Source organism: Marinifilum breve (assembly GCF_003202155.1).
GTDB lineage: Bacteria > Bacteroidota > Bacteroidia > Bacteroidales > Marinifilaceae > Marinifilum > Marinifilum breve.
The window spans coordinates 65,287-87,599 of sequence record NZ_QFLI01000014.1 but is presented as its reverse complement, the minus strand read 5'-3'; the positions used below and the strand labels follow the sequence as shown (position 1 = coordinate 87,599).

The following is a 22,313-nucleotide window of genomic DNA, read 5'->3' as shown; positions in this document are numbered from 1 at the left end:
GACTTACTTTTTAATCGTATTTACGGCATCAACCAATTCTTGCCAAGAACCATCTAGTTCTTTTAAAAAATCATTGCCTACTTCTGTACTTGTGTAATACTTTCTTGGAGGTCCTTGTGTCGACTCTTCCCATCTGTAGCTTAATAAACCAGCGTTTTTTAGCCTGGTTAGTAAGGGATAAAGCGTCCCTTCCACTACAATCATTTTGGCTTCTTTTAGTTCCTTAATGATGTCTGATGCATAAGCATCACTTTTTGAGAGAATGGAAAGAATACAATATTCCAGCACTCCTTTTCGCATTTGGGCTTTTGTGTTTTCTATTTTCATACTTGGAATATTTATATTGATTAAATTGTTGATCTAATGTTACCAGGGAGATTCCTGAAGTTTTTAGATCTTTTCTTTTTTGATGTTACTATTGTCGTGTTTTTCTTTACTGTGATCGTATCCTTACAGGTATTACATCTTATTGATGTATCCATATTTAGTTTTGGATTGTTGTAATTGTCTGAGTCTCCAGATACGATGTCTTTACAAACTTTAAGATTTTCTCTAAAGATCAAGATTCCATTATCAAGATATCCTTTCTCATTAGTTATTTCCTCTGCCGGAGATTCGCCTCCATTATTGGATTCGATTTTAAAGAATGGCACAAGAAACTGATCGATTGATAACAATTGAGCCTTTGACTCAATGGAGAAAGCAACTACTGTTAATGTCAGGAGTGAATATCTCAATATTTTGTCTTTTAATAAGGATTTCATTTGTCTATATTTTTTATAATACTATCTCTAACATATAAGTGTGTATTACAAATATACATAGAAAAAAAGGTAATATGCAATACATAGTACTAGATATTTTCAAAACAAGGGTATAACAACCTGTAAATCAGCAATAAAAATTTTAAAAATATTTTACACTATATTTGAGATTCTCTTAATTTTTTATTAAAACAGTAATTTTTGTGTTATGAAAAGGGTGTATCAAAGAAGGGGTAAGTGCATTGGATGTGCATATTGTGTTGGAGTAGCACCTGGTTTTTGGCTTATGAATGAGAGCGATGGGAAATGTGATTTATTGGGAGCGAATTTTATAAAAAATGAATTTGTACTTGATATTTTCGATGATGAGTTTGAACAAAATCAGAAAGCTGCAGAAATTTGTCCCGCCAATTGTATCAGGATAGAATGATATATCTGAACTAATTATTCAATTGAAGAAATATTTTATGAGAAAAGTGTCATTTTGGTGATCTGGCTCACATTTTTTTTCTATGTATAGTATGAACTTGCATATAGAAGTTGAATTAAAAATCAAAATCTATGAAAGCAAGAATTACTTACCAGATATTATTATCAATTATTGTTCTTAGTTTATCTGCTTGTTCTTCCGACGAAAAATTAATTGTGGAAGATAATCCGAATGAAACCTCTGAAGGGGAAAATGTAGAAAATGCAGATAGTGGAATTACTGTGACCAAACGTGTGTTGATTGAAGATTACGTTGCAACCTGGTGTGGCAATTGTATTTTAGCCATTGAAAAATCTGAGGATGCCGATAAGAATGTTTTTGTTCCAGTGGCCATCCATTTCTTAGGCTCACAGCTCGAAAATCAAACAGCCATTAATGTAGCTGCAGAAAATGCTGTTAGTTCCCAAACTACGGTTATTGTAGATAAACATACCAGTCATTCGTTCAGAAATGATTTTGATGCTACAGATTATTCTACAAGTTCAGCTGTTGCCATCGCCATGAATTCAGATGTAGATGGATCCAACATTAATGTGAATTTAAAGTTTAAATTCTATAAGGATTTTTCAAACCTGAATTATACCGTGTATTTATTGGAGAATAATATTATTTCAACTCAAACCAATTATCAGTTTGCTGGTTCCAAATACCAATCTTCGCCAAGAAGTATTACTGATTTTAATCACAATCACGTTCTTCAGCAAGCAATATTACAGCAGAATATTCCTAAGTCTGAAAGCGTAAGTGAAAATGTATTTGAAGTAAATCAAAGTTTTAATGTCACGGGTAAGAATTCAGCAAATTTGGAAGTGGTTGTGTTTGTAGAATCTTCTGATGAAGTTTTAAATACACAAATTGTAGCAGCAAGTGGACAAGTTGATTTTCATGCAGAACAATAACAAAACTTAAATCATATGAAACAAATAAAATACATTACGGGATTACTATTTATACTGGTATATAGTTTAAATGCTTTTTCACAAAAGCAAATTCCCAAAATCAACATTAAAGATTTAAACGGAAAGAGTATTGATATTAGAAACATAGTAAAAGACAAGCCTATTGTAATTTGTTTTTTCGCTACATGGTGTAAGCCTTGTTTAATTGAGATGAATGCTATTTCTGATGAATATGAGGACTGGCAGGATGAATCGGATTTTGAAATGATTGTCATTTCGGTAGATGATAGCAAATCGAATGCGAAGTTAAAAAGCCTTGTGAATGGTAACGATTGGCCATTTGAGGTATATTCTGATAGCAATAGTGAATTAAAACGTGCTTTGAATATATCATCAATTCCTTATTCGCTAATTGTGAATAAAGAGGGTGAAATAGTTTATGAAAAAACATCCTATACAGTAGGTGCAGAATATGAATTGTATCAGAAATTTAAAGAATTAAGCTCAAGATGAGAAAGTACTACTTATACATGCTATTACTTGCAACCTTTCCTTTGGTGGGATTTTCGCAGCAAAAAGGAATTTTAAATGCTTCTTTTGAGTCGAACTCACAATATTATTTTAATGATATCGCTAAAAATATTAGGGATAAAGATTTTGCTTCCAATAATTATTTAGACCTATCGTACCGATATGGAAAATTCGAAGCCGGAGGAACTTTTGAAAGTTACTTGCCAAACCCCTTGCTTGGTTACGCAACTGCCTACGATGATCATGGATTAACGAAGAAATATATCTCTTACCAATCAGAAAAGTTAAATGTGCGTCTGGGAGATTTCTATGAACAATTTGGTGGAGGATTAATTTATCGATCGTTTCGAGAAAGAGATATTGGTGTGGATCAGTCTACCTTTGGATTGGGTGTACATTATTCTCCTTTTGATTTTTTGCGCTTGAAAGCAATCGCAGGAAAGCCTAATTTTTACTTCGACACGCAGGACGTTACTTTGTATGGTGCCGATGCCGAGGTAAATTTCGATATTAAAAATGCAGGAGTGATTTTGGGTTTTTCAGCTCTGTTGAAACAGGAAGAATTTACAGATAAGAGAACAACACAACATGATAATGTGAAATTGTATTCAGGGCGAGTAGGGGTGAACTTCGGCAATTTTAACCTAAATACAGAATTTGCCTACAAAACTCCAGATGCCAATGTTCTAAATTTATATAGTAGAAGAAAAGGAAAGGCTTTACAAATTTCTCCATCTTATTCGGTGAAAGGATTTGGTGTAAATCTAAATTTTAGAGCAGTTGATAATATGCAGCTGCTTTACGAACGAGAGTTGGATGGAAATGGAGATGGGCGAAAGGATGAAGATGTATTTAATTACAAGATGAATTACCTGCCTAGTATTGCCAATATTCATAGCTATAATATTTATAACATCTACACCTATCAGTCGAAGGAGAATAACGAAATAGGCTTTAACGCTTCTGTTTTTTATAAGTTCAAAAAGAATAGTTTGTTGGGAGGGAAGTATGGTACTAAATTAAAATTGAATTCATCGGTGTTTTACAGTCAAAATGATTTGGAAAACAATAAAGGCAAATTTTTGTATTGGCGTGAAAAAATGTTGAGCGAACATGGATTACAAATCGAAAAGAAAATAAGTAAGCGATATAAACTAATAGTAGAATATACCTACCAGGAATACAATAAATTCTTGATAGAAGATGACATTCAAGGCAAAGAACTGGTGTATTCACATGTTTTTGTTGCCGATTTATTGACAAAAATTAATAGAAAACATTCCATAAAAACCGAACTGGGATTTATGGCTACCAAAAATGATTTGGGAAACTGGGGAACCTTTTTAATTGAATATGCCAACAGCAAAGGATTTTCAGTATTTGTTTCCGATCAGTATAATTTTGGAGAAGAGGAGAAACACTATTACTTGTTTGGTGCTGCCTATGCACATAAAAAGTCAAGAATCTCCTTATCTTATGGAGAAACCCGAGATGGCTATACTTGTGTAGGAGGAATTTGTAAATTTTTGCCAGGAGCGAAGGCTCTTAGTGTAAGTTTAGCCTGGAAACTATAGGATGATGATTATAAAGCATCATAAAAAAACCTGATAGATTTTATTTCTATCAGGTTTTATTTTAAGTTAAAATTATCTATGCTTTTGAAGCTCTTTTTCTATCGTGTTCAGAAAGTAAGATTTTACGAAGACGAATGTTGTTTGGCGTTACTTCAACATATTCATCACCTTGAATATACTCTAAAGCTTCTTCCAATGAGAAAATCACTGGAGGAGCCAATCTTATCTTATCATCAGTACCTGATGTACGCATGTTGGTTAGCTTCTTTGTTTTGGTAACATTGATATCCAAATCACCAGCACGAGTATTTTCACCCACAACCTGCCCTTTATAAATTTCGGTTTGAGGAGCTACGAAGAATCTACCACGATCCTGTAGTTTACCCAATGCATAAGCAAATGTAGTACCTGTTTCCATAGCAATTAATGAACCATTAATACGTCCTGGAATTTCACCTTTGAATGCTTGATATTCGTGAAAACGGTGCGACATTACAGCTTCACCTGCAGTTGCAGTCAAAATCTGGTTTCTTAATCCAATAATACCACGTGATGGAATGTGAAATTCAAGGTGAATGCGATCAGCTTTACGTTCCATGGTCAGCATTTCACCTTTTCGTTGAGTAATCAACTCAATAGCCTTACCTGAAACTTCTTCCGGTAGGTCTATATAAAGAATCTCAATAGGTTCGCATTTTTCACCTGCAATATCTTTAATAATTACCTGTGGCTGCCCAACCTGAAGTTCGTAACCTTCACGACGCATTGTTTCAATCAATACTGACAAGTGAAGAACACCACGACCAAATACATTGTATGAATCGGCAGAATCAGTAGGAACTACTCTCAGTGCAAGGTTCTTTTCTAATTCTAACTCTAAACGATCAATCAAGTGACGAGATGTTACAAATTTACCATCTTGTCCATAGAATGGAGAATTGTTAATGGTAAACAACATACTCATGGTTGGTTCATCAATTGCAATAGGATCCAGTGGTTCTGGATTCTCGATATCACAAATAGAATCACCTATATCAAATCCATCAATACCAACTAAGGCGCAAAGTTCACCAGACTGAACGCTGGAAACTCTCTCTTTACCTAAGCCTGTAAAGACATGTAGTTCTTTAATTCTTGATTTCTTAATACTACCATCACGCTTGGCAAGACTAACATCCATACCTTCTCTCAGTTCGCCTCTATGAACTCTACCTACGGCAATTCTACCTACATAGTTCGAGAAATCAAGAGATGTAATCAACATTTGAGGAGTACCTTCCAAAGTTTTTGGTTCTGGAATGTATTCAATAATCGCATCAAGAATTGCAGTGATGTCATTGGTTGGTTTTTTCCAATCTTTCGACATCCAACCTTCTTTAGCCGAACCGTAAATGGTTGGGAAATCAAGCTGCTCTTCTGTAGCTTCAAGGTTGAACATTAGTTCGAATACTTGTTCTTGTACTTCTTCAGGACGACAGTTTGGTTTGTCAACTTTGTTTACAACTACTACAGGTTTAAGACCTAATGCTAGCGCTTTAGACAATACGAAACGAGTTTGAGGCATGGTTCCTTCAAAGGCATCCACCAACAAAAGTACTCCATCTGCCATATTCAAAACACGCTCAACCTCTCCACCAAAGTCGGAGTGACCTGGGGTGTCAATGATGTTAATTTTTACATCCTTGTATTCAAGAGATACGTTTTTTGATAAAATGGTAATACCTCTCTCTCTTTCCAGGTCGTTGTTGTCAAGGATAAGGTCACCCGGATTTTCATTCTTTCTAAAAATGTTACTGTGCATTATCATTTTATCAACCAAGGTGGTTTTACCATGGTCAACGTGAGCGATAATCGCAATGTTTCTTAGTTTCTTCATCTCGTATCTTCTTTATGACTCTGTGTCTTCAAAATCAGTCAATATCACTGAAAAAGGATGCTTTCATAGTAAAGCTTCTCCCTGTAAATGTCAAGATTCGCACACTAAATTTGTGAATTAATTGTGGCAGAATCGATTGCGCTACTAAAAATGCGGCTGCAAAAGTACGGTTTATTTTTGTGAATCAATCTTTTTAGGTGGAATAATTTAATACTTAGGAAAATTACCTCTTTAACTTATCGCTTTATTAAAGATAACTTAACATGCAATTTGGATTTTGCAGATACTTTTGCTGCGCTTTAAAACAGGAGAAGGTAATTTAGAATCAAATCAATTAGACTAGTGATAAAAAGAAAAAACTGTACCTTCGCAGAATTATTGACGAGTTCAAGAATTACATTGTTTTATTGATAGAGTGGAATTGCTTTTAAACTAAATATTTGGGAGGTTTGAATTTGTGTAAATTGAATAAAAAGCACTATCTTCCGAATCCTAAATTTTAGAAGTGATGAACTTATAATTCGATATAAATTCTAGGTTTTTAGAAAAAATTGCCTCGGTATTTTAGGGTCAAAATATTTTTTCGACTAACGGCATAAATTATCGGATGAATCCTAAGCAAATGATTGTTGATTATTTGTTGATAAGTTTTAAACGAACCATTTTTGTAATCCTTTTCTCCAAGGAATGTGAGATGATTTTGTAGCAATTTTGCTACACTATTACTAACCTAACAATTCATTTTATGAAAAATGCAATGAGAAGTATTTTGACAATGGCGGCTGTATTGATGCTGTCCGTTGCAGCTATTGCTCAAACCACCGTAAAAGGTGTAGTCGTGGATGGAGGTTCTGGTGAGAGTTTACCAGGAGCTTCTATTGTTGTGCCAGGAACAACTTCAGGTACAGTTTCAGGTTTTGATGGTTCTTTTGCTTTGCAAGTGCCTCAAGGAACATCAAAAATTGTAGTTAGCTTCGTTGGTTTTCTTGACAAGGAAATCGCACTATCAGGAGCTCAGGATTTAGGTAACATTAAACTTGAGTCAGATGCTGTTGGCTTGAAAGAAGTTAGTGTAATGGCTTCTGTGGCGGTAGATCGTCAAACTCCAGTTGCTGTATCTACAATTTCTCCTGCCATTATCGCGGAAAAATTGGGTACTCAAGAATTTCCAGAAATGTTAAAATCTACTCCTGGTGTTTATGCTACTAAAGCAGGTGGTGGCTATGGTGATTCAAGAATTAACTTAAGAGGTTTTGAATCTAATAATATCGGTGTGATGATTAACGGAGTGCCGATTAATGGTATGGAGAATGGGAAAGTTTACTGGTCGAACTGGGCCGGACTTTCTGATGTTACTCGTAGCCAGCAAGTTCAGCGTGGTTTAGGAGCTTCGAAAGTAGCGACGCCAGCTGTTGGAGGTACGATTAATATCTTAACTAACTCGACTGATGCTAAAAAAGGAGGGTCTTTTGCTTATGGTATCGGTAATGATGGTATGGAAAAGCAATCGCTGACATTGTCTACTGGATTGATGGATAATGGCTGGGCTATTTCATTTTTAGGGTCGCGTAATACTGGTGATGGATATGTGAAATCTACAGACTATGAAGGATGGTCATATTTTTTATCAGTAGCTAAACAATTGAATGACGATCACCGTTTAACTTTCACTGTGTTTGGTGCTCCACAATGGCATAACCAAAGAAGCACAAGAGGTAAGATTGCAGATTATGAAAATCATAAAGATGGTATTAAACGTAACCTTGACTATGGGTACAGAAACGGAGAGCGTTACAATACTGCCTACAATTACTACCACAAGCCACAGGCTTCTTTAAATCACTATTGGCAAATTAACGAGAAGTCAACTTTATCGACTTCTGTGTATGCTTCTATTTCAGATGGTGGTGGACGAAGTACATATGGGGCAGATAAAAACTGGATGAGATATAATTCAGATGGTTCTATTGGTTCTACTAGAGTTACTCCTGAAGGGCATATTGATTTTGACGGAATTATTGCCGACAATGCTGCTTCAACATCTGGTTCTAGTGCAATTATCACAAACTCTATCAACTCTCACCAGTGGTATGGTGTGTTGTCTAACTACTCAACAGAATTAAATGAAAATTTAAAAATATCTGGTGGTGTAGACTTAAGATACTATATCGGAGAGCATCGTTCTGAAATTGAAGACTTGCTTGGAGGTTCATATTTTCTTGATGTTAATAGCAAAGGAGAAGGTGTTAATCTGAACAGAGATAAGGATCAAAGATTGAAGAAAGGTGATGCAGTATACTATAATAATGATGGCGAAATCATGTGGGGAGGATTATTTGCTCAAGCAGAATACCAAAAAGATGCTTTAAGTGCATTTGTGGCAACATCTGTGACTCAGAGTAGATATCGTCGTATTGATTATTTCCAATATAAGCCAGGAGAGCAGAAAACTTCTTGGCAAGATTTTTTAGGATATAGCGTTAAGGCAGGTGCAAATTACAACTTGAATGAGAAGCACAATGTGTTTGTTAATGTTGGTTATTTTGAGAAAGCACCATTTTTTAATAGTGTATTCTTAAATTACAAGAATGATATTAACCCAGATGCTGCAAATGAGAGAGTTTATTCTGCAGAGCTAGGTTACGGATATCGTTCTGGTGATTTGGCTATTAATATCAATGGATATTATACCAGATGGATGGATAAATCCTTAGCTACTACAGAAAAAAGAGGTGGTGATGATTGGAGATTTAATGTTTTAGGTCTGGATGCTCTTCACATGGGAGTTGAATTAGATTTAAGATATCAATTATCAGACAAGTTGACTTTAACGGGTATGGCTTCTGTAGGAGATTGGCAATGGGTTAGCGATGGTGTTGGAAATGGTGTAAACATGGATGACAGAGACGATACTTCAGAAGAAACCATTAATGTATATATTAAGGACCTTAAGGTAGGAGATGCAGCTCAAACAACTGCTGCTATCGGTCTAGATTATCAGGTTTTCAACAACCTTAAATTAGGAGTGAACTACAATTACTACGCTGATTTGTATTCTTACTTTAAAGTATCTGATAGAACAGACATCAATGACCGTAACCAAGCATGGAAAATGCCTGACTATGGCTTGTTTGATATGAATGTGAAATATGATTTCGAGATTGCAGGTTTAGAGTCGACTTTATACGGAAACGTATTTAACGTATTTAATACCGAATATCTTTCTGATGCTACTGATGGAGAAAATCACGATTGGAGATCAGCTTATGGTTATTATGGATTTGGCCGTACAGCTTCAATACGTTTAAAAGTTAGATTCTAAATTTTAAAATTGAATTAAATGAAGAAGTTACTATTATATATGGGATGTGCAGTTGCTTTATTGTCGGCTTGTGATCCTAACGATGAGTTTATTGATACATTAAACGAAGAGGCAAAAGCTGCTGGTATCGATATGCCTGAAACCTTAACTCTTGAAGAAGACGATTACAGTATTGTTGAAAAGACTGATATGTTTGCATCTAAAGAAGAAGCTGCAACATTAATTCCTCAGATTTTAACTGAGAAATATGCAGCTAATGCTAGTAATGATGGTAATCTGATTAATGTATTCTATACACTGGATGGTACCGCTCTCTTTGCAGATTTATATTCAGAAGATGATGAATATGAATTACAAGATGAGGATTACACTGTGGAATTCGGTCAGAAATACGCTAATTTTTCAAGTAAATCTAAAATGGATACTTATGTTTCTGTTTTCTTGAAAGATAAATTCAAATACTCACAGGAAGAGGGCGATGAAGTAGTGATTAAATATACGCTTCGTACAGCTGTGGATAAATATCAGGAATATCAATTTGATGGTACAGTTTGGACCAAAACCGATAAAACCAATGCAGGTTTTGATGTTGAAAATGCATATGAATTAGCTAGTGAGGATTATGATTCAATGGGTGATGGCCCTGGTAAATATGATAATTTTTCTAGTTATGATGATCCAGAAGATTATTTGCCTGATTTTCTTGTTGCAAAATATCCGGAAGCCGTGGCAGATGATATTGTTACTGTGAAGTATAAGTACTACGGAAACAACGAGGACAAAGTGGTTTATTTGTTCGATGGAACTGACTGGAGCTTGAAAGGATCGGTTTATTACGATTGGAATGCCGGAGATTATGCAGTGACTGATATTTCTGTTGAATCTGACGATAAGTTTGTTTTTAAAGCAAAGACCGGATGGGAAATAATTGTAATTACTACTTATGAATTTGCCGATGCAGACTATGAGTTGACAGGTGATGAGAAGTATAAGAACTTTGGTTATTACGATGATAAAGCTGGTACTTATCAGGATGTTGAGGTAGAGAATGTTCTTCAGGCCAAAATTAATCATGTTTTAAGTACTCGTTTCCCTGATGCAGAAGAAGGAGCCTTGTTTGAGGTTACTTATAAATTCTATAGCAGTGGAGCGACTAACAGTGTTAAGAAACGCTACCAAAAAGAAGGAGATAAATTTGTGCTTGTAGTAGAATAAATTTCTTTCATTAGATATATTAAATCCCGAACCTATTGTTGGTTCGGGATTTTTTTATGGATGCGCAACGAAATGATAAAATATTTATTGCATAAACCCCTGTGTTTAATGACATAATAAATATCCTTGACATTGTATGTAAACTGTATGAACTTGTTTAGTGTAAAATGAATATTAATCAAATCACTAAAACTTTAAGTTATGAATAGAATAGATTTATGGTTGCAAAACAATGTTTTAACTCCTCGTCCTAATGATTTTTATGCAAGGGTAAAGCCAATGGGCAACCTCAAACTTCAGGATATTGCCAGAGAGATTATAAAAGGTGGTTCGGAACTTAACGAAGCAACCATTGTTGATATCCTTACGCGCAGCAATCAGGTAATTATTGAAAAGATGGCGCAAGGCTATAGTGTGAATACAGGTGTGTTTCATGGTCACCTTACCGTAAATGGTGTTTTCAATGGAGTTACCGATCGATTCAATCCAGAAGAGCACCGATTAATTGCTTCTTTTACTTCTGGCACTGAATTGCGTGAAGAGTTAAAGAAAACCAATGTAGAAATTCTTGGGACTCTCACCAACGAGCCTGTAGTAGGAAAAGTAATTGATAGTTTAAGCGAGAGTGAAGACAGTAATATCACACCTAACAATGTGATAATTGTGAGAGGAAACCGTTTGAAAATTGTTGGTGATGATGCTTCTGTTGGTATTTACCTTATTAACCAAACAGATAATACACGTCACAAATGCGATCAGATTATATCCAACGAACCAAAACAATTAATGGTGATGGTTCCCTCTATAGAGGCAGGTAATTACGAGTTGGAGATTGTTACGCAATATTCATCAAACAATTCGGTAGTAAAAGAGCCAAGGAAAACGCAATTTGAGCATGTGCTAATTGTTGAATAGAACTTTGAAAAAGTTATTAGAGTAAATCCGGGTACTTGATTAAGTATCCGGATTTTTTTGTGGTAGAGTCCCACAAGTACTAGTGGTAAGCTCCCACCAGTACGAGTGGCGATCCCCCACTAGTGTTAGTGGCAACCTCCCACAAGTACTTGTGGCGATCCCCCACCAAAATATTTTAAATCGAACTCAGGTTAATAATATTGGCCTTTAAATATCACAACCTTTTTACCATTCAAACTTTTCAAACCTTTATAAAAAAAGCCGAACCCATTACGGATTCGGCCTTTCTAAATAAAAGTTATCAGTGTTTTATTTTTCCTTTACAAGGTAAACAAACACTGGCAAGTGATCGCTATAACCACCTACGTAGTTGTCAAATGAAAAAGTTCTTTTAGGATATCCCTTGTAACGTCCACTCTCGGTAAACATGAATTTCTCTCTTAATATTTCCGATTTTAGGTAAGTGAATCCACCTTTAGTGTGTACCAAAGGGTTTGAAAGAAGAATTTGATCGAACAAATTCCAGCTATCGCGGTATGCAAGGGTTCCAATACCATTCTTGTATAGATTTTCCCATGGGTTGTAGAATAAACCTCCTTGTACCTTCTTTTTGCTTGCTTTGGTACCAATTACTTTCTTCACACTTTCGTTGATTGGGTCGTCGTTTAAATCGCCCATGATAAAGATTTTTGCGTTGGCATCATCTTTTAAAAGTGAATCGGCAATAGAACGAGTAACTGCAGCAGCTCCATTTCTATTCGGACGGCTTTTCTTTTCACCACCATATCGCGATGGCCAGTGATTTACAATTACATGAACCTTGTCGCCAAATAGTAATCCGCTAACCAATAACTGATCGCGAGTGTAAAGCGTATCTCCATTTTCTTTAAGCGGTTGAAATTTGTATTTCTTCTGATCCAAAAGTTTAAAATGATCAGGGTTGTATAGTAAACCTACATCAATACCACGCTTATCAGGCGATTCGAAATGTGCAATTTGGTAGTTTCTGTTTTTAATTGGAGACTGTTGTACCAAATCTTCCAATACTCTGCGGTTTTCAATCTCCGAAACACCAAGAATTGACACCCCTTCTTGTACACCATTTTTACCCATTAGAGAAATGATGTGAGCCATATTGAATAGTTTGTCTTCGTATCTGGCTTTGCTCCATTTTCTTTTTCCTCCTGGCAGGTATTCTTCATCGCGTTTGTTTGGATCGTCAATTGTATCGAAAAGGTTCTCCAAATTATAAAAACCTACACAGGCCACTTGGTAGTCTTTCTTTTGTGCGAACGACTCACCAAATGAAACCATTAAAAAAGCCAATAATAAGGCTGCTATTGTTCTCATTCTTATCATGTGAATTCTGTAATTATGGCAGAAAAGCTTCTGCAATAGTTTGATTCTAAATTTCTATATAAAACAAGGGAATGGAAAATATCCCAATCAATCGGGGAGAATAGATTGATTTTACAGTCAAAATGGTTGGCAACGAATTGCGTTGCAATATTAAAGCTTTTTTGGCGATTATAAAAACGGAATTAGTTAGTAGCGGATCTAAAATCAGGAAAAGAAGAATTGCACTCTTATGACATCTTTGTCATTGTAAGTAAATTCTTGAAGGTTTTGGTGCAAAATAGAATAAGGACGAGGTATTAAATTATACATCTTAATAATGACTTCAGACTACATTAATCTTTGATATGTAGTTGTTAGTCAAAAGTTATGCTCTAAACGCCACTGTTGATAACAGATATTGTATTACTTAATCAAATTAACCTATTCTTAATATGAGATTGTAATTAATATTGTTAGTTTTGCAATCGTTAAAACACACCATTTTATAATCCCTCAACAAATACTTCGTTGAAAGCAAATTTGTGGTTTTTTGGAATTTGCTTTTACCAGGGGAGAGGTAGGTAGTTCCGAATACCTAACTGTACTAATCAAATTATTTAATTTCATGAAAAAGATTCTTCTGTTTCTACTAATGGGAGTACTGTCATCTTTTGCATTGCATGCCCAAACCGGGAATGTTAGTGGTAAGGTGAGAAACTCTGTAGACAGAAATTATCTATCTCAGGTAAAGGTTGAAGTATTGGGTACCAACTTAAGTACTTTTACCGATGCTGAGGGTAATTTTCTGATCTCTGAAGTTCCGCAAGGCAAACACTTGCTGGAGTTTATTTTACAAGATTTTAAAAGCGTGTCGATGGCAGTAAATGTTGTCGCAGGAAGCACAATTGACCTTAAGGTGGTTGAATTGGTGCCAAGCGCTTTGAGTCAATCCTTAAAGGATTTCGACTTTTCTTCCTTAACCGATGAGGAATTAGATGATGAAGGTTCGAAAGAGAACATCTCTGGCTTGTTGGCAAGTTCAAAAGATGTGTTTGTTTCGAATGCAGGTTATGTCTTCAGTCAGTTGCGATTCAAAACTCGTGGATACAGCACCGACAATACCAGCATCCGTATGAACGGAATGTTGATGAACGACATGGAGAATGGTAGAGGATACTGGTACAAGTGGGGTGGTTTGAACGATGCTACTCGTAACCAGGAAATATATTATGGCCTAGGTTCAAATGATTTTGGATTTGGCGGTGTTGGAGGAACAACAAACATCAACACTAGTGCAAAAGACCAGAGAGTAGGAACCAAATTGGTTTACTCTCGCTCGAACAAAAGTTACGCTAACCGTGTAATGGCTACTCATTCAACAGGATTAATGGAGAATGGATGGGCATTCACAGTATCTGGATCTCGCCGTTGGGGAGATGAAGGATATGTTGATGCTACTTTTTACGATGCATACAGCTATTTCCTATCTGCTTACAAGCAGTTGAATGATAATCATAGCATAAACTTTACTGTATTTGCAGCTCCTAGCGAAAGAGGTAAAGGCGGTGCATCAACTCAGGAAGTTTACGATCTTGTTGGCGATAACTACTACAACCCATACTGGGGATATCAGAATGGCGATAAGAGAAATTCAAGAGTGAGCAAGTCTCACCAACCAGTTTTCATGTTGAACCACGATTGGAAAATCAACGAGAAAAGCAATTTGAAAACAGGTGTTTCATATACATTTGGACGTAATGGTAGCACCAGATTAGGATGGTTTAATGCTCCTGATCCACGTCCGGACTACTACAATAAGTTACCTAGTAACTCAGCAAATCCTGAAGAGGTTGCAAGACTATGGAAAACTGATCCAAAAGTTCGTCACATCGATTGGGATAGAATGTACCAGGTGAATAGCAACGATCCTAATGCACAGTACTATGTGGAAGAGAATCGTTACGATGCTGAACAGTTAATGGCCAATACAACATATACCAAGGAAATTAACAACAACTGGAATTTAACAGCTGGATTGGATTACACTTACTACATTGGTAGCCGTTTTAATGTAATGGACGATTTGTTAGGTGCTGAATACTTATTGGATTACGACAAGTATGCTCCAACTTCAATGAGAGATAACGATTTGAATAATCCGGATAGAAAAGTAAAAGAAGGTGATACTTTTGGTTTCGATTACGATATTCATTTGAGAAAAGCAGGATTCTTTGCGCAAACTGATTTTGTTTACAACCAGTGGGAAGGTTACATTGGTGCTGAAGTTAGTCAGACAAAAATGTGGAGAGAAGGTAACATGAGAAAAGCTATCTTTGCTGATCAATCATACGGAGAAAGTAGTAAGAAAGATTTCACCAACTTTGGTGTTAAAGGAGGTTTAACCTACAAGTTAAACGGACGTAACTATTTTACTGCAAATGCTGCTTATCAAACCAGAGCTCCTTTCTTGAGAAATGCATTTGAATCAGCAAGAACTCGAAACAAATGGGTTGACAACTTGGAAGAAGAAAAAATTATGTCTTTCGATGCAGGTTACCAATTGCGTTCACCATTTGTTAAAGCAAGCATTAAAGGTTTCTACACTCGTTTCGAGGATCAAACTCAAGTTAGAAATTATTTTACAAGTAACTTCCAGAATGGACAAAGTGCTTTTGTAAATGCAATTTTAACAGGCATTGATAAAGAACACATGGGTGTTGAATTGGGTGTTGAAGCAAAATTAACTCCGACCTTAACAGCGATTTTCGCAGCATCTAAAGGTCAATATATTTATGATTCAAGACCTGAAATGAAAGAAGTTGCAGTAGATATTGACTTGGAAAGTGAAACCAATACAGTATATGCTAAGAACTTCTATGTTCCTGGAACTCCGCAAACAGCTGCTACTGTTGGATTAAAATACTCTTCACCTAAATACTGGTGGGCTGGTATTAATGCCAATTATTACGATGATACATACTTGGATTTCCATCCTGCAAGAAGAACTTCTAAAGCAGTTGAAGGTCTTACTCCAGGATCAGATGATTGGAATACTACGATCAATCAGCGTCAGCTTGATGAAGCTTTCACTTTAGATTTGAATGTTGGTAAATCATGGAAAATTAATGATTACTACATTTCTTTAAATGCAAGTGTAAACAATGTTTTGGATGATACAGATATTACTACCGGAGGATACGAACAGAGTAGATCGTCTGTAGATTCAGATCGTAATTTTGGAGATAAATTGTACTACTACTATGGTCGTACTTATTTCGTGAACCTAAGTGTTCGTTTTTAATCTAAATTCTATAAAAACTAAGATATAATGAAGAGCATTAAAAAGTTTTTCTACGCTGCATTAATTACAGCGGGTCTTGCAACCAGCTTTGTAGCTTGTGTTGACAATGATTTTGACCAACCAGAGATTATGGTACCTAAGTATGAAGGTACTTCAAATACAGCAATTGCTGATTTAAAAGCAAAACATACCAATGGTGAATTTGAAACTATTGAAGAAGATTTAGTAATTGAAGGGTACGTTGTATCTGACGATACTGAAGGAAACTTCTACAAACAAATCATTGTTCAGGATAGCCGCGAAGGTGCAACTGGTGGTATCGAAGTGAAAATTAATGAAAAAGGTCTTTCTTCAATGATGAAACCTGGACAGCAGGTATTCATTAAGGCAAAAGGTTTAGTTTTGGGTGATTACAATGGATTGGTTCAGCTTGGAGGAGGAACTTTTCAGAAAGGTAATTACACAAACCTTGCAGGTATCGATCCTGGTTTGATTAAAGATCACATCTTCTTGAATGGTCTACCAGTAGAGCTACAGCCAAAAGAAGTTTCTCTTGAGGAGCTTAAAGACAACGATTTGTACAATTCATTGGTAAGCACATTGGTAAAGATTACTGCTGCTCAGTTCGAAGATGCGGACGGTACTTTAACTTATGCTGAAAAGGATAAAAGTTCGAATCGTGATCTTGTTGGTCCAAAAGGAAACAAGTTAATTGTACGTAACAGTGGTTACAGTAACTTCTACGATGAAGTATTACCACAAGGTTCGGGTACCATTGTTGGTGTTTTAAGTAAGTTTGGTAATGACAAGCAGATGATGATTCGTTCTACTGAAGATGTTGACATGACTGGTGAGCGTTTCGATGGATCTACTGGTGGTGGATCTGCTGGTGAAGTTACTTTAGGAAACTCAGTTACCAGTTTAAATGAAGCTTTTGACGCAATTGTAAATTACGAAGATATTGCATTTGAAGGATGGAATAATGTATATACTGAAGGAACACGTAAGTGGCAAGGAAAAGAGTACAATGGTACTAAATATGCTCAGGCTTCGGAATACAATTCTAAAGATGCGAGAAATGTTTCTTGGTTGATTACTCCAGGTTTGGATGTTACCAATGCTGAGAATAAGGTTTTTAATTTCGAGACTAAGAATGGATACAATACTGGTGCTACTTTGAAGGTGTTGATTTCTACGGATTTGGCAACAGATGTGAATTCTGCTACATGGACAGAATTGTCTGCTAATATTGCCAGTGGAACAGCTGATAAGTATTCGGACTGGGTAAAATCGGGAGATATTGATCTTTCGGGATATAATGGTGTAGTATACATTGCATTCAAGTACGAAGCAGAAGTTGGTACAAAAGGTGGTACTTTCCAAATTGATAATGTGAAGTTTAATACCGCAGCAACTCCTCCTGCTGATATTACTGTAACAGAATTAAATGAGGCATTCGATAATGTTACTGCAGAGAGTGATGTGGCATTAGAAGGTTGGTTTGTTGGAGCTACAGCAGGTGATAGAAACTGGATTGGTAAAGAGTACAGTGGTAATAAGTACATTCAGGCATCAGGTTATAATTCAGAATTGGATGCTATGGAGGCTTGGGTTGTAACTCCAGGTTTAGATCTTGATGCTGCTGCTAATAAAAACTTTAGCTTCGAAACAAAGGCAGGTTATTCTAAGGAAGAAACTTTAGAAGTATTTATTGCAACAGATTTCGATAAGGATCTAACTGCTGCTAATTGGCAGCCACTAACTGTAACACTTGCTCCTAAAAATGCAACAGGTTACAGCAGTGAATTTACGAACTCGGGTGATATCGATCTTTCATCATATTCGGGAACAGTTCACATTGCTTTTAAGTATACAGGAAGCAAAGATAACAGCGGAACATGGCAACTTGATAACGTGAAATTCAATTATACAGAAGGTGGTGGCGACACTGGCGGTGGCGATAATGGAGGTGATATCAATGCAGCAAGCCTTTTCCCAGGTTCTGATTTTGAAAACTGGGATACCTTTACAGGTGCTTTAAATAGCTATGGTTTGAAAGATTATGCAACTCAAAGTACAGATGCGCATAATGGTTCTAATGCTTTACTACTTAAAGGTACTCCAACAAAGAATGATTATGTATTTACTGCTACTGTCCCAGAAGGATTTGATGCTACAGGGAAAACAAAAATTGTATTCTACATTAAAGGTACTTCTGGTAAATCTTTATCTCTAAATGTGTACAAAGCTGATGGATATGATAAATTTAATTTAGGAGATTATTCTGCAGCAGCAACTATTGAACCTTCTTCGTCTAATTCCTATACTGGAACTATTGATACAAGTGGAGAATGGGTTAAAGTTACATTAAACATTACTGATGTTGCTCTTCAAACAACAGCAGGAGAATCTCTATTTGCCTTAAAAGTTGGTAAAGAACAAGCTTACGATTTATTAGTTGATGATATTACAATTGAATAAGTAAGTTGATAAAATAATTTTAGGGCATTGTTCTTTAGCAATGCCCTATTTTTTAATAAATTGTTAGAACGATGAAAAAGATTTTATTACTGTTGTTAATGTTCAACTTCTTCTTGTTCTCTTGTGACTCGGGAAGCAGTGATGATTCAGCACCAGATACTGATATTGAACAACCAGATCAGCCTGGTGATGATAAGAACCCAGATAGAGAGAACTATTTGACTCCTAACGTAGACTCAGAAGGTAAGATTATAGTGAATTATACTCCAAAAGAGTATGTAGCAACAGTGGAAGAGGGACAGCACATGTTGTCGGTTCGTATTCCTGATAGTTATTATACTTCTGCATCTACTCTTAAGGGAAATGATTTGAGAGAGGAGTTGCAGGAAATTATTTCTACTGGCGCTATTAAATTGTCATATACCAGCAGTTCATCTTACGATGTTTGGGACATGTGCGAAGCAGGTGATCAGAATCCGGCGGATGAAAGACAAGTATGGCAGATTTATACAGAAACAGGAAGAGCTAAAAATGACCATAGCGCTGGTGTAAGCGACGAATGGAACAGAGAGCATGTTTGGGCCAAATCGCATGGCGATTTTGGAACCGATAAGGGAGCAGGTACCGATGGTCATCATTTAAGAGCATCATACAGTAAAGAAAACAGTACCAGAGGCAATAAAAATTTTGGCGATGTGAATGGCCCTAGAACATCTAATACTCAATTTTATGAACCGCCATTAAGCGCTAAAGGTGATGTTGCTCGTATGATTTTTTACATGGCAGTTCGTTACGACTTTAAAGTTGATAACTCAGGAGTTATTAATAAAGAAGCTCGTATGGGTAAGTTGGATGATTTGTTGAAGTGGAATGAATTGGATCCTGTAGATCCATATGAAATCAGAAGAAACAATATCATTTACGGTTTCCAGAAGAATCGTAATCCATTCATAGACCATCCTGAATTGGTGAAGTACGTATTCGGCGACAAGAAGGATGCGGCTTGGAAAGAGTAATGATCAATGAACAATTCGTAATTGTGATTTGATCGAAAACGAAAGCGGGTGTTCCAAAAATGCACTTTGGAACACCCGCTTTATTATTCATTTAGTTCAGGCAAATTGAGATCCTTGAATTTATCCCTTACCAAACCATCTTCCGGATAGAGTATCAGAATAAAAAAACTATCATTTCTTTTAAAAAACAGCATTGCAACATTGAAGGTTTTAAAAGGAAAATTAAATAGAACCTGATGGTAACCAGTTTTATCGCTAAGCGACATTTGTGAAACCTTGCCAATAATTCCTTTCACTTTGTCCTTATTAATGTACTCATAGATTTTAGAATCAGAATTTAAGTTGAGATTTAAGTCAATGTCTAAATCAGAATTGATTCTTACTGATGTTTCAAGAAAACCTTTTGTATTAAATATCTGGCCAGGATATGAATTAAAATTACTTAAATCTATATTCTCAAAAAAATTGATACTATCGATTGATGCATAGTTGTGATTTTTAAATTCCCAGATTACAAGTCTATTATTTTCATTATAACGGATAAAGTTAAAGCTTGCGTCTTTCTTATAGTACGTATAGCCTGAGTTTATATCATTTCTTACATTCTCATTAAGAATCCATTTGTACTTCTTCCATTTGTCCCAATCAGTTTTGTATCTTTTTTGAGCAAATTCGCATGAAGATAGAGCTAAGAAAGAAAGTAAGATTGTTAGTAAGCGATATTTCATTTGCTTGAACGAATTGCATTAGGTGATTGATGATAAAGTGAACCAATAGAAAAAGCGGTTGATGATTCAACCGCTTTTCTTATTTCTTGATTAGTTTTTTCGAGATTCTTGTTCCATCCTTCATGGCAAATGTAAGGATGTAAATGCCTTTTGGCAAGTTAGACAAGCTTAACGAAGTTTGCCCACTTTCTTCCAAAATTGGTTTTCCAGTTAGATTAATAATCCTAACTTTTTCTACATTTTGTTGATTGGTCAGGTAAATGGTTCCACTGCTTGGGTTGGGATAGAATGCTGGTTTTGCATCACTGATAAAAGGGCTATCAATACTTGTAGTTCTATCCGTTGTAAATGTCCATTCTGTTTTATCCGTAATTCCTACGAAATAATTGCCTGCAGCATCCTTTACAGCCTTTTCATCAATTAAAATGTAATAGCTTTCGCCTTCTTCCAATTCGTTGCTTAAACTTATTGTAATCACATTGTCGTCATACTCTATGCTAGTATTGGATGCGCCCAAATATTGTACCAGTTCATCTTCCGAATTGTAAACTTTAAATCCATCACTATCATTTCCAGCACTTACAGAATGATTAAAATCCATACTGATTTCAATATCAGTGTTAACATTTTCTGCTTCATTTAGAGGAACTCTGGCTGTAATTTCAAGTGGATCAAGCACCAAATTACCTGTTGAGAATGTCCATGTATAATTATTGTCTATGCCTTTAAAATATTCTCCATCGGCATTTTTAATGGCATTGGTTTCTATTTTAATATAGTAACTATTTCCCGCCTTAAAATTATTGTATGGGAGGACTTTAACAGTTTTACCATCGAAAGTAACCAATGAAGTATTATTCATTTTTATGGTTTCGAAAATACTATCATCATCCTTGTTGTGAATAATTAAATTTCCTTCTCCCGCCGAAACTTCTTGAGTAAAATTCACGATTAATTCAGCGTTCACTTCTACATTGGATGTGTTGTTTACAGGAACTGTAGAGGTAAGGTTGAGCTCATCAGGACTTTCGTTTAGCCAAATGTAATTGACATATTCCGGATGGTCTATAAATGGATTTCTATTCCCTTGAAGTCTGTAAATTGTGTTGTTTCGAGCAATCTCATTATCGCTAACCGGATCTTGCTTGTGCCACTCTAGCAATGCATCTTGTCTTCCATGATAGGATTGACCTGATCGATATAAACTCATATCATTAGTCATTTCGCAATCAGGTTCTCCGTTAGTTCCTTCATAGCGAACGGTCATGTAAAAAATCATACGAGCAACATCACCTTTCATTTCATCTCTAGGTTCCCATGAATCGTAATCGTATTTACACTCTGTTGCTTCATGGTGTGCTGTTCCTCCATTGTCGAAATATTTATTGCTTCTGTCTGTATTAACGCTGCCATCGCATGGTCGAAGACAATGAATATCCGTAGAGGCACCAGGATTATCGTATGGATCTCCTAAACCATAAGATTTGGCCCAAATGTGTTCACGATTCCATTCTTTGGAATTTTTAGATTCACTACGTCCAGTGTAAATTAAAATGACATTATTAGGATTATTGGGATCTTCATCAGTTTCTTTCATAGCATCCCAAACATCATACTTGCTCGATGTATAAGGTAAAACAGTATTGTTTTTAATGATATTGTGAAGAGCTGTTTTTAATTCAACTCCTGATTTACCCTCAGCATTCAGGTAATATTGCTCAACAGAAGTTTGAGCCAATGTAGTAAATACACTAGCTAAAAGAATAATTAATATATAGAGTTTTGTGCGTAGAATTCTAATCATATACAAATCCTTAGTACGTTGTTAATACCTTGGTTGAAAGCATAAAAATGGTTGTGGTT

15 protein-coding genes and 2 pseudogenes are annotated in these 22,313 nt (G+C 35.8%); 11 read left to right on the top strand and 6 right to left on the bottom strand.

Going from position 1 to position 22,313, the window contains the following annotated elements; all coding sequences use genetic code 11:
- Positions 1-3: 3 nt before the first annotated feature.
- On the bottom strand, positions 4-327 hold the full coding sequence (locus DF185_RS21730) for a PadR family transcriptional regulator (protein ID WP_110363638.1): 324 nt from the start codon (positions 325-327) through the stop codon (positions 4-6).
- Positions 328-347: 20 nt separating this feature from the next.
- A complete protein-coding gene (locus tag DF185_RS21725) occupies positions 348-764 on the bottom strand; it encodes a hypothetical protein (protein WP_110363636.1) in 417 nt (138 codons plus the stop codon).
- 208 nt (positions 765-972) lie between these two features.
- On the opposite strand from DF185_RS21725, the gene DF185_RS24250 reads away from it, so the two are divergent.
- The 4 genes from DF185_RS24250 to DF185_RS21705 all read left to right on the top strand — a co-directional run bounded on the left by DF185_RS24250 (position 973) and on the right by DF185_RS21705 (position 4,258).
- Positions 973-1,194, top strand: coding sequence for a ferredoxin (locus tag DF185_RS24250; RefSeq protein ID WP_110363634.1), 222 nt, complete (start codon positions 973-975; stop codon positions 1,192-1,194).
- Positions 1,195-1,325: 131 nt separating this feature from the next.
- Positions 1,326-2,153: an Omp28-related outer membrane protein gene (locus DF185_RS21715; protein ID WP_110363632.1), complete on the top strand. Its 828-nt coding sequence runs from the start codon at positions 1,326-1,328 to the stop codon at positions 2,151-2,153.
- A 15-nt stretch (positions 2,154-2,168) separates the two neighbouring features.
- Positions 2,169-2,666, top strand: a complete 498-nt coding sequence (locus DF185_RS21710) for a TlpA family protein disulfide reductase (RefSeq protein WP_207784723.1) — start codon at positions 2,169-2,171, stop codon at positions 2,664-2,666.
- Entirely contained in the window at positions 2,663-4,258 is a 1,596-nt protein-coding gene (locus DF185_RS21705; RefSeq protein WP_110363630.1) for a DUF6029 family protein, read from the top strand. The genes DF185_RS21710 and DF185_RS21705 overlap by 4 nt, the downstream gene beginning before the upstream one ends.
- 76 nt (positions 4,259-4,334) lie before the next feature.
- On the opposite strand, the gene typA is transcribed toward DF185_RS21705, so the two are convergent.
- Positions 4,335-6,134, bottom strand: a complete 1,800-nt coding sequence (typA, locus tag DF185_RS21700; protein WP_110363628.1) for a translational GTPase TypA — start codon at positions 6,132-6,134, stop codon at positions 4,335-4,337.
- A 745-nt stretch (positions 6,135-6,879) separates the two neighbouring features.
- On the opposite strand from typA, the gene DF185_RS21695 reads away from it, so the two are divergent.
- The 4 genes and pseudogenes from DF185_RS21695 to DF185_RS24245 all read left to right on the top strand — a co-directional run.
- The gene (locus DF185_RS21695; RefSeq protein WP_110363626.1) at positions 6,880-9,456 is read left to right on the top strand and encodes a TonB-dependent receptor; all 2,577 of its coding nucleotides are present in this window, start codon (positions 6,880-6,882) and stop codon (positions 9,454-9,456) included.
- Positions 9,457-9,474: 18 nt separating this feature from the next.
- A complete protein-coding gene (locus DF185_RS21690) occupies positions 9,475-10,671 on the top strand; it encodes a hypothetical protein (protein WP_133250124.1) in 1,197 nt (398 codons plus the stop codon).
- Positions 10,672-10,872: 201 nt separating this feature from the next.
- A complete protein-coding gene (locus DF185_RS21685) occupies positions 10,873-11,586 on the top strand; it encodes a DNA-binding domain-containing protein (RefSeq protein ID WP_110363622.1) in 714 nt (237 codons plus the stop codon).
- 291 nt (positions 11,587-11,877) lie between these two features.
- Positions 11,878-11,928 (top strand): annotated as a pseudogene (locus DF185_RS24245) (hypothetical protein); the annotation flags it as partial.
- Here DF185_RS24245 and DF185_RS23995 read toward each other — a convergent pair.
- Positions 11,917-12,900: pseudogene (locus DF185_RS23995) on the bottom strand (endonuclease/exonuclease/phosphatase family protein); the annotation flags it as partial. The pseudogenes DF185_RS24245 and DF185_RS23995 sit on opposite strands and share 12 nt — an antisense overlap.
- Before the next feature lie 649 nt (positions 12,901-13,549).
- Here DF185_RS23995 and DF185_RS21675 point away from each other — a divergent pair.
- The 3 genes from DF185_RS21675 to DF185_RS21665 all read left to right on the top strand — a co-directional run bounded on the left by DF185_RS21675 (position 13,550) and on the right by DF185_RS21665 (position 19,722).
- Positions 13,550-16,225: a carboxypeptidase-like regulatory domain-containing protein gene (locus tag DF185_RS21675; protein ID WP_133250123.1), complete on the top strand. Its 2,676-nt coding sequence runs from the start codon at positions 13,550-13,552 to the stop codon at positions 16,223-16,225.
- A gap of 27 nt (positions 16,226-16,252) precedes the next feature.
- Positions 16,253-18,706, top strand: a complete 2,454-nt coding sequence (locus DF185_RS21670) for a DUF5689 domain-containing protein (protein WP_110363619.1) — start codon at positions 16,253-16,255, stop codon at positions 18,704-18,706.
- Positions 18,707-18,777: 71 nt separating this feature from the next.
- Positions 18,778-19,722 carry an endonuclease I family protein gene (locus DF185_RS21665; RefSeq protein WP_110363617.1) on the top strand — a complete coding sequence of 315 codons (945 nt, stop codon included), beginning with the start codon at positions 18,778-18,780 and terminating at the stop codon, positions 19,720-19,722.
- Positions 19,723-19,805: 83 nt separating this feature from the next.
- On the opposite strand, the gene DF185_RS21660 is transcribed toward DF185_RS21665, so the two are convergent.
- Positions 19,806-20,450 (bottom strand): hypothetical protein, encoded by a 645-nt coding sequence (locus DF185_RS21660; protein ID WP_110363615.1) that lies wholly within the window; start codon positions 20,448-20,450, stop codon positions 19,806-19,808.
- 79 nt (positions 20,451-20,529) lie between these two features.
- Complete coding sequence (locus tag DF185_RS21655; protein ID WP_110363613.1) at positions 20,530-22,254, bottom strand: endonuclease; 1,725 nt, start codon at positions 22,252-22,254, stop codon at positions 20,530-20,532.
- Between the last annotated feature and the right edge of the window lie 59 nt (positions 22,255-22,313).

Excerpts from the sequence above, each read along its gene's own strand:
- DF185_RS21665 (WP_110363617.1), top strand. The coding sequence starts at position 18,778 with ATGAAAAAGATTTTATTACTGTTGTTAATGTTCAACTTCTTCTTGTTC.
- DF185_RS21725 (WP_110363636.1), bottom strand. The coding sequence starts at position 764 with ATGAAATCCTTATTAAAAGACAAAATATTGAGATATTCACTCCTGACA.
- typA (WP_110363628.1), bottom strand. The coding sequence starts at position 6,134 with ATGAAGAAACTAAGAAACATTGCGATTATCGCTCACGTTGACCATGGT.
- DF185_RS24250 (WP_110363634.1), top strand. The coding sequence starts at position 973 with ATGAAAAGGGTGTATCAAAGAAGGGGTAAGTGCATTGGATGTGCATAT.
- DF185_RS21675 (WP_133250123.1), top strand. The coding sequence starts at position 13,550 with ATGAAAAAGATTCTTCTGTTTCTACTAATGGGAGTACTGTCATCTTTT.
- DF185_RS21695 (WP_110363626.1), top strand. The coding sequence starts at position 6,880 with ATGAAAAATGCAATGAGAAGTATTTTGACAATGGCGGCTGTATTGATG.
- DF185_RS21670 (WP_110363619.1), top strand. The coding sequence starts at position 16,253 with ATGAAGAGCATTAAAAAGTTTTTCTACGCTGCATTAATTACAGCGGGT.
- DF185_RS21705 (WP_110363630.1), top strand. The coding sequence starts at position 2,663 with ATGAGAAAGTACTACTTATACATGCTATTACTTGCAACCTTTCCTTTG.
- DF185_RS21690 (WP_133250124.1), top strand. The coding sequence starts at position 9,475 with ATGAAGAAGTTACTATTATATATGGGATGTGCAGTTGCTTTATTGTCG.
- DF185_RS21685 (WP_110363622.1), top strand. The coding sequence starts at position 10,873 with ATGAATAGAATAGATTTATGGTTGCAAAACAATGTTTTAACTCCTCGT.
- DF185_RS21715 (WP_110363632.1), top strand. The coding sequence starts at position 1,326 with ATGAAAGCAAGAATTACTTACCAGATATTATTATCAATTATTGTTCTT.
- DF185_RS21660 (WP_110363615.1), bottom strand. The coding sequence starts at position 20,450 with ATGAAATATCGCTTACTAACAATCTTACTTTCTTTCTTAGCTCTATCT.
- DF185_RS21730 (WP_110363638.1), bottom strand. The coding sequence starts at position 327 with ATGAAAATAGAAAACACAAAAGCCCAAATGCGAAAAGGAGTGCTGGAA.
- DF185_RS21655 (WP_110363613.1), bottom strand. The coding sequence starts at position 22,254 with ATGATTAGAATTCTACGCACAAAACTCTATATATTAATTATTCTTTTA.
- DF185_RS21710 (WP_207784723.1), top strand. The coding sequence starts at position 2,169 with ATGAAACAAATAAAATACATTACGGGATTACTATTTATACTGGTATAT.